The 245-nt window shown below is 65.3% G+C and carries 1 protein-coding gene; it reads left to right on the top strand.

The features are described from left to right. Nucleotides 1–245 (top strand): hypothetical protein (locus AC2Q9J_RS18395; RefSeq protein ID WP_499042169.1); only part of this gene is annotated, 245 nt, incomplete at both ends.

Below are 245 nucleotides of genomic sequence, written 5' to 3'. Positions count from 1 at the left end.
GCCTGCGTGACGAGTGCGGTGGATGGCCCGGTGGTGCTGGCTGGCGCGGATGCTCCGTTTCGGCGCTGGTCCACGGGCTTTTCCACTGAGCAGTTGGCGCAGCGCCGGCTCCAGTGGTCCACCCTGCGTGCGTTACCGGGTTCGGACGGTTTCTTTGAAGTGCTCCGGGACCTGGAAATAGCGCCCGCCGGGCGTGAAGACTTGCAGCGCCGCATCTGGGAGGTGATCGATGGCATCACGCAAAA

The organism is Planococcus sp. RAB007_Raresut, from assembly GCF_057369535.1.
This window is presented reverse-complemented; position numbering and strand designations above follow the sequence as displayed.